This is a genomic window from Plantactinospora solaniradicis (assembly GCF_042658085.1).
GTDB classification, from domain to species: domain Bacteria; phylum Actinomycetota; class Actinomycetes; order Mycobacteriales; family Micromonosporaceae; genus Plantactinospora; species Plantactinospora solaniradicis.
Window position 1 is genome coordinate 117,669 of record NZ_JBHSPR010000068.1, and the last position, 6,705, is coordinate 124,373.

7 protein-coding genes are annotated in these 6,705 nt (G+C 71.9%); all 7 read right to left on the minus strand.

Going from position 1 to position 6,705, the window contains the following annotated elements; all coding sequences use genetic code 11:
- Nucleotides 1-37: 37 nt before the first annotated feature.
- The 7 genes from ACFP2T_RS42555 to ACFP2T_RS42585 all read right to left on the minus strand — a co-directional run bounded on the left by ACFP2T_RS42555 (nt 38) and on the right by ACFP2T_RS42585 (nt 6,050).
- Nucleotides 38-670 (minus strand): response regulator, encoded by a 633-nt coding sequence (locus tag ACFP2T_RS42555; RefSeq protein ID WP_465264297.1) that lies wholly within the window; start codon nt 668-670, stop codon nt 38-40.
- A complete protein-coding gene (locus ACFP2T_RS42560) occupies nt 667-1,797 on the minus strand; it encodes a sensor histidine kinase (protein WP_377432638.1) in 1,131 nt (376 codons plus the stop codon). Before ACFP2T_RS42560 ends, ACFP2T_RS42555 begins: the two co-directional genes overlap by 4 nt.
- 62 nt (nt 1,798-1,859) lie before the next feature.
- Nucleotides 1,860-2,636, minus strand: coding sequence for an ABC transporter permease (locus ACFP2T_RS42565; RefSeq protein ID WP_377432640.1), 777 nt, complete (start codon nt 2,634-2,636; stop codon nt 1,860-1,862).
- A complete protein-coding gene (locus tag ACFP2T_RS42570; protein WP_377432642.1) occupies nt 2,633-3,553 on the minus strand; it encodes an ABC transporter ATP-binding protein in 921 nt (306 codons plus the stop codon). The genes ACFP2T_RS42565 and ACFP2T_RS42570 overlap by 4 nt, the downstream gene beginning before the upstream one ends.
- A 249-nt stretch (nt 3,554-3,802) precedes the next feature.
- Nucleotides 3,803-4,432, minus strand: a complete 630-nt coding sequence (locus ACFP2T_RS42575) for an MBL fold metallo-hydrolase (protein ID WP_377432644.1) — start codon at nt 4,430-4,432, stop codon at nt 3,803-3,805.
- A complete protein-coding gene (locus ACFP2T_RS42580; protein WP_377432646.1) occupies nt 4,432-5,520 on the minus strand; it encodes an S-(hydroxymethyl)mycothiol dehydrogenase in 1,089 nt (362 codons plus the stop codon). Before ACFP2T_RS42580 ends, ACFP2T_RS42575 begins: the two co-directional genes overlap by 1 nt.
- A gap of 170 nt (nt 5,521-5,690) precedes the next feature.
- The gene (locus ACFP2T_RS42585; protein ID WP_377432648.1) at nt 5,691-6,050 is read right to left on the minus strand and encodes a DUF2306 domain-containing protein; all 360 of its coding nucleotides are present in this window, start codon (nt 6,048-6,050) and stop codon (nt 5,691-5,693) included.
- Nucleotides 6,051-6,705: the final 655 nt, after the last annotated feature.

Sequence of the window (6,705 nt, forward strand, 5' to 3'; positions counted from 1 at the left end):
GTGCCTGAGGGCCGAGGGCCGAGGGCCGAGGGCCGATCTAGTCTTCCGGATCGCCGAGGAGCCAACCGTTCTCCTCGGCGATCCGGACGGCCTCGGCCCGGGTCCGCGCCCCGGTCTTGCCGATCGCCGCGGAAAGGTGGTTGCGTACGGTCCCCTCGGACAGGTGCAACGCTCGGGCGAGCGCTCCGGCGGGCTCCCCGCCGCGGGCCGCCCGGAGCACCTCGGTCTCCCGATCGGTGAGCGGGCTGTGCCCACTGGCCAGGGTCTCCGCGGCCAGCGTCGGGTCGACCACCCGCAGCCCGGCGTGCACCCGCCGGACCGCGTCCGCGAGCTGCCGGGCCGGGGTGTCCTTCACCACGAAGCCGCCCGCGCCGGCCTCCATCGCCCGGCGCAGATAGCCCGGACGCCCGAAGGTGGTGACCACCAGCACCCGGCAGTCGGGCAGTTCCCCCCGCAGTGCGGCGGTCACGGCGATCCCGTCCAGGCCCGGCATCTCCACGTCGAGCAGCGCGACATCCGGCCGGGTCCGACCGGCCGCCTCCAGTACCTCGTCACCGCGGCCGACCTCGGCCACCACCGTCAGGTCGGGTTCGAGGGAGAGCAGCGCGGCCAGGGCACCCCGGACCAGGGCCTGGTCGTCGGCGAGCAACAGCCGAATCGGCACGGTCACGGCGTCCCCCCGGCGAAGGTGACCTGGAGCCGGAATCCGCGTCCGCCCTGCCCACGGCCGACGACGACCCGGGCACCCAACTGTTCCGCCCGTTCCCGCAGCCCGAGCAGGCCGTGACCGGGGTGCGGTCCGTCCGCTCCGTCGACCAGCGGCCCCCGACCGTCGTCGAGCACCTCGACCTCGTCCAGTCGGACCCGGATGACGCAGCGCCGCGCACCGCTGTGCCGTACCACGTTGGTCACCCCTTCCCGGACCGCCCAGCCGAACAGCTCGCTGCGCGCCGGAGGCAGTTCGACGTCCGAGGTCGGCAGCTCCGCCGCCACGCCCGCCGCCCGCAGTGCCGTTCGGGCGCTGGCCAACTCGGTGGCGAGGGTGATCTCACGGTACGCCCCGACGGTGGACCGGACGTCGGCGAGCGCGTCCCGGGCCAGCCGCTCCAGGTCCGCCACCTCGGCACCGGCCCGACCCGGATCGACCTCGAGCAGCCGGCCAGCCAGCTCCGCCTTGACCGCGATGACGGTAAGCGAGTGTCCGAGAATGTCGTGCAGGTCCCGGGCGGTCCGGGCCCGTTCCTGGGCGACCGCCAACCGGTGGATCTCCTGCTGGGCGTCGAGCAGCTGGGTCTGCCGTTCGACCAGCCGGCTGAACCCGAACACCGCGACCGCAGCGAGCAGCACGGCGAACGCCACCCCGGACTCCGGCTCCCAGGTCGGAACGAACTGCGGCACGACCACCGGGATCGCGGCCAGCACGGCGACGATCCCGAGGGCGGGACGGGTCGGCAGCATCAGCACCGCGGAGGCCGAGACGTAGACCAGGGTGACCATCCAGTCCTCGCCGGCCGACGGAATGGTGAGCGTGCCGACCGCGAGCAGTCCGCCGAGCACCGCCGCCGACTGGCCGGTCGGGATCGAGCGACGGCGCCAGATCGCCGCCCGGAACCGGAGGAACAGGGCCAGATAGCCGGCTCCGAAGACCACGATCGCGGCGAGCCCCAGGTCCCGGGCCAGGCCGGGCGGGTGGTTCCAGATCGTGCCCACCGGCTGCCCGAGGTAGACCAGCCACACCACGGCGACCAGCCAGCCGAACCTGGAACCGAAGCCGACGCTCCGGCGCGGATCCGTCACACCGGCCACGCTAACCGGCCGGGTCGAGCGGCCAGCCCCGATCCGCCCGACCCGCAACCCGGTCACACCCGCTGGGTGTCCCGGCGGAACAGCCGGGCCGCGCCGAAGCCGAAGGCCACGGTCCAGAGCACCACGTTGACGACCGCGCCGACGGTGGCGCCGGTGCCGGTGAGCGGGCTCCGGGCGAGTTCACCCACCCCGTACACCGGGGTGAACTTGGCGATCTGCTGCATGACGTCCGGCAGCACCTCCAGCGGTACGAAGAGCCCGCCGAACATCGCCAGGATGGCCAGGATCGGGCCGAGGAACTGCATCACGTTCTCGGCCGGGGCGAGGTAGCCGACGAAGAGACCGAACGCGGCGAAGACCAGCGACCCGAGCCAGGCCGCCAACCCGGCGAGCAGCCAGACGTGGGCCGGCATGCTGACCCCGCTGACCGCGCCGACCACGAACTCGACCAGCACCGCCAGCAGCCCGAGCGTCATCGCGGTGAGCACCTTGGTGGCGACGTACGCGGCCGGGCGTAGCGGGGTCAACCGCAGTTGTCGGCTCCAGCCCTGGGCCCGCTCGACCGCGACCATCCCGCCACCGCTGGTGGTGGCGACCATCGCGCCGTACACGGCGAGGCTGATCATGATGTAGCCGGTCACCGGGGCGCCGTTGTCCAGCGACTGTCCCTGGTTGGGCAGGCCGAAGAGCAGGAAGAACACCGCCGGCATGACCAGGATGAAGAACAGGGTACGGCGGTTGCGCAGCACCCTGCGGATCTCCAGCAGCAGGTTCGGCAGGTTGAACCCGCCCATCGCCGGGCGCTGTCGGGGCATCACTGTCGTGGTCATCGGGTGCTCCCCTGGAGTTCGTCGGTGGCCGTACCGGTGGTCAGGGCGAGGAAGGCGTCCTCGAGATTGCGGGAGGTGATCTCCAGGTCGCGTGCCGCTGTGTGGTTCAGCAGGTAACGGGCCACCTCGTCGGAGTCGCCGGCCTGCACGAGGACGGTGTCCCCGCGTACCTCGACCGATTCGACGCCGGGCAGTCCGGCCAGCGAGACCTGGTCGGCGCCGGGCAGGGTGGCCCGGACCAGCCGGCCGGCGGCCAGGCTCTTGACCTCGGCGGTGGTGCCGTCGGCCACGATCCGGCCCTGCCGGATCAGCACGATCCGGTCGGCGTACGCGTCCGCCTCCTCGAGGTAGTGGGTGGCGAAGAGCACGGTACGGCCGGCTCGGGCGTCCCGGCGGATCGCCGTCCAGAAGTCGCGCCGTCCCTCGACGTCCATCCCGGTCGTCGGCTCGTCCAGCACCATCAGGTCCGGATCGGGCAACAGGGCCATCGCGAAGCGCAGCCGCTGCTGCTGTCCGCCGGAGCACTTGGCCACCCGTCGGCCGGCGATGTCGGTGATGCCGGCCCGGTCCAGCACCTCGGCGACCGGCCGGGCGTGCGGATAGAGGTTGGCGGTCATCCGGACGGTTTCGGCGACGGTCATGTCCTTCAACAGGCCACCGGTCTGCATCACGGCCGCGATCCGGCCGAGTGCCACCGCGTCCGTCGGCGTCTCGCCGTAGACCCGGACACTGCCGGTGGTGGGCCGGGCCAGCCCGAGCAGCATGTCGATGGTGGTGGTCTTGCCTGCCCCGTTCGGACCGAGGAAGGCCACCACCTCACCGGGTTCGATACGCAGGCTGAGGCCGTCGACGGCGGTCACCGCGCCGTACGTCTTGGTGAGACCGGTCAGTTCGACCGCGGGAGTGCTTGTCGGCATACGGGTAATGCTGCGGAACGCCGGCCCCGCCCCACCGGCCCGGCCGTCACGACCTGACCATGACAATTGTCAGCCGGCGGTACGGCCGCTGGCAGCCGGCGGGACGGGGGCCGTCGGCGGCGGGACGACCGCGCCCGGTCGGGCCGGGGAAGGTCCGACCGGGCGCGCCGGATGGCGACCGGGGTCCGGCGAGGCGGCGCCCCGGGGTCAGGGGCCCGGGGTCAGGGGCCCAGGATCAGTGGCCCGGGATCAGTGACCCCGGGTCAGCCACTCGTCCAGATGTGGCGCCTCGTCCCCGATCGTGGTGCTCGCGCCGTGCCCGGTGTGCACCACCGTCTCCCCCGGCAGGCTCAACAGGCGCTGCTGGATGGAGTCGACGATGGTGCCGAAGTCGCTGAACGAGCGGCCGGTGGCGCCGGGCCCACCCTGGAACAGCGTGTCACCGGTGAAGACCGCGCCGAGTTCGGGCGCGTGGAACGAGCAGGCCCCCGGGCTGTGCCCCGGGGTGTGCAGTACGCGGAGCGTGGTGCCGGCCACCTCGATCGTCTGCCCGTCCCGCAGTTCCGCACCCGGTGTCACGTCCGGGTGGACCATGTCCCACAGCACCCGGTCGGCGGGGTGCAGCAAAACCTCCGCACCGGTGACGTCGGCCAGCGCCGGTGCCACCCGTACGTGGTCGTCGTGCGCGTGCGTGGCCAGGATGGCCAGGACCCGTCGGCCACCGACCGCCGCCACGATGGCGTCCACGTCGTGCGGGGCGTCGATGACCACGCACTCGTCGTCGTCACCGACCACCCAGACGTTGTTGTCGACGTCGAAGGTCTGACCGTCGAGCGAGAAGGTGCCGGAGGTGACCGTGTGGTCGATCCGGGCCGCCATCAGAAGATCACCACCGACCGCAGCACGTCGCCGTGATGCATCTTGCCGAACGCGTCCTCCACCTGGTCGAGCGCGATCTCCTCGGTGACGAAGGCGTCCAGGTCCAGCCGGCCCTGGAGGTAGAGCGAGGTCAGCATCGGGAAGTCCCGGCTCGGCAGGCAGTCGCCGTACCAGCTCGACTTGAGGGCACCGCCCCGGCCGAAGACGTCGAGCAGCGGCAGGTCGGGAACCTTCATCTCCGGGGTGGGCACCCCGACCAGGACGACGGTGCCGGCGAGGTCGCGGGCGTAGAAGGCCTGCTTCCAGGTCTCCGGTCGGCCGACCGCCTCGATCACCACATCGGCGCCGTGGCCTCCGGTCAGTTCCCGGATCGCCTCGACCGGGTCGGTCTCCCGGGCGTTCACGGTGTGCGTCGCGCCGAATCCCCGGGCCCACTCCAGCTTGCGGGGGTCGGTGTCCACCGCGATGATCGTCGTCGCTCCGGCCAGCGCCGCGCCGGCCACCGCGCCGTCACCGACGCCGCCGCAGCCGATGACCGCGACCGAGTCGCCCCGGGTCACCCCACCGGTGTTCACCGCCGCGCCGAGCCCGGCCATCACACCGCAGCCCAGCAGACCGACAGCGGCCGGACGGGCCGCCGGGTCCACCTTGGTGCACTGCCCGGCGTGTACGAGCGTCTTCTCCACGAACGCGCCGATGCCGAGCGCCGGGGAGAGTTCGGTGCCGTCGGTCAGCGTCATCTTCTGCGCCGCGTTGTGAGTGGCGAAGCAGTACCACGGCTTACCGCGTCGACAGGCCCGGCAGTTTCCGCAGACGGCCCGCCAGTTGAGCACCACGAAGTCGCCCGGCTCGACGTCGGTCACCCCGGCGCCGACCTGCTCCACGATCCCGGCGGCCTCGTGACCGAGCAGGAACGGAAAGTCGTCGTTGATACCGCCCTCGCGGTAGTGCAGGTCGGTGTGGCAGACGCCGCAGGCCTGCACCCGCACCACGGCCTCACCCGGGCCCGGGTCCGGTACGACGATGGTGGCCACCTCGACCGGCGCACCCTTGGCCCGGGCGATGACCCCGCGCACTTCCTGGCTCACGCTGCCTCCTCAAGATCTCGATCCCGATCCGTCGTAGCATGTCACGGCCATCCAGCCTGATGACCGGGCTCACCCGCTATGCGGAACGACGAGAGTTCCGGCGGCGGGGCGACGACCGGCGGCCGGTCGCGGCGGCGCAGCGGGCCGAGCGCACCAGGAAGTCTCGCAGGTCACCGGTTGGTTCGGACAGGCCGGTTGGCGCGCTGCGCGGCCGCTCGCCGTCGGGCCATGTCGCCGCGTTCCAGCCACCACTGCGCGACGAGCAGCGCGATGACCCAGCCGGACCAGGCGCCGATGGTGGCGACCGTACGCACCAGTGCGTCCTCGTCACCGCCGAAGGTGGTGGAGAGCTGCGGCCAGAGGACGACGGCGGTTATCGCGCCGTAGATGCGGTTGGTGATGATCGAGGCGGTGAGCGCGAAGCTGCGGATCATCCAGCGCCGGTGGTCGACGAACCGCCGTTGCCGCGCCATCCGGTACCCGGTGACGGTGCAGGCCAGCCAGAGCAGCGCCAGCAACACGTTGCTCACCCGGACCGCCGGCCCGAACGGACTGATCGCGCCGACCACCCAGCCCGGTGACCCCGGCGGGCAGGACGCCGCCGAAGACGTACAGCCGGCCGATCCTCCGGTGTGCGGCGGGATACCGCTGCCGGAACCACGGCCACACCTGAAGCCACAGCACCCACGGCCGACGCGGAAGTTCCTTCCGTTCGAGCCTCGTTGCGACGTCTTACCGTTTACGCATCGTTCGCTGACCAGCTCCGTTCGGCGATGCGAGAACCGGTGCGTCGTCTGGGGCCGAATGTCCGAAACCGGTGATGATCGACTTGGCGTGCGGGCCGGTTGGCGGAACACCCGGCAGGCGGCCACGGTTATACCTTGCGACGACCACAGCAGCGCCACCCTCCGGCAGGTCACCGCCGGTAACGGGGATGGGTTGTCTGTCGGGTCGGGGCCGGTTCGGTCCCCGGGTCCGGTTCTCCGCCCATGATCAAGTGGTCGGGGTGGCCGGCCGCCGGGAATCCTGGGCCGCCGGCCACGGTTACATCTCCCGTACGTCCGGAGCATGAGCACGAGGTACTGCCGCCCGGACGTTCGCATCCCCCTGTGTATCGGGTTGGGATTCCTTTCTGACGAGCCGTTGATGGTGACGCGCACCCCCGCGCGTCGCGTGGATCGCGGT

Bases quoted from the DNA above. Each gene is read 5' to 3' on its own strand.
- ACFP2T_RS42565 (WP_377432640.1), bottom strand. From the start codon at position 2,636: ATGACCACGACAGTGATGCCCCGACAGCGCCCGGCGATGGGCGGGTTC.
- ACFP2T_RS42570 (WP_377432642.1), bottom strand. From the start codon at position 3,553: ATGCCGACAAGCACTCCCGCGGTCGAACTGACCGGTCTCACCAAGACG.
- ACFP2T_RS42575 (WP_377432644.1), bottom strand. From the start codon at position 4,432: ATGGCGGCCCGGATCGACCACACGGTCACCTCCGGCACCTTCTCGCTC.